The 568-nt window shown below is 63.2% G+C and carries 1 pseudogene; it reads right to left on the reverse strand.

Annotated elements, in window-relative coordinates:
• Nucleotides 1-13: 13 nt before the first annotated feature.
• Nucleotides 14-568 (reverse strand): annotated as a pseudogene (locus J5M67_RS27550) (hypothetical protein); the annotation flags it as partial.

Here is a 568-nt window from a genome sequence, read left to right on the forward strand (position 1 = left end):
GCCGACGAGCGGCTCATACGGCCAGTTCTGCGTCCACTAGACGTCGCTGCCCGGCCGGCGGGCCACCGTCGTCAGGCGCGGCATAGAGCAGGAAATCGGCGGTCTTGGCGGCATGGCGCTCGTCGAGGCTGTAAGCCTGCGTCCATCCCTTGATGAAATCGTGGTGTGTGAGCGCTCGCGAAATCTCCACGCGCAGCGAGCGGATCGCGCGCGCGACTTCGGCCGGGACGAGAGCGTCCGTGCGTGACAGGTCGATGCCCTTGAGCTGTTGCCGCATCGCGGCTTGAACCGAATTCCGGCTGTCCTGATCGAGCGCGGCGAACGGTTGTCCGAAACGGGACAAGGCAATGTTGTCATTCGTGAGCTGACCGAGACGCAATAGATACTCGGCCGTGTAATCCTCGCCGAAATACGAACCCATGCCGTAGATGCTGCCGTAGTCCATCAGGTCGGCGCGTTGAAACGATGCTTTCCCGTCGGTGATGTCGCGCGCCGTCATGACGACGCTGCCGTCGGGCGCGACATCACCGACGGGAAAGCATCGTTTCAACGCGCCGACCTGATGGAC

This window comes from Pseudomonas sp. 30_B (genome assembly GCF_017491605.1).
Lineage (GTDB): Bacteria > Pseudomonadota > Gammaproteobacteria > Pseudomonadales > Pseudomonadaceae > Pseudomonas.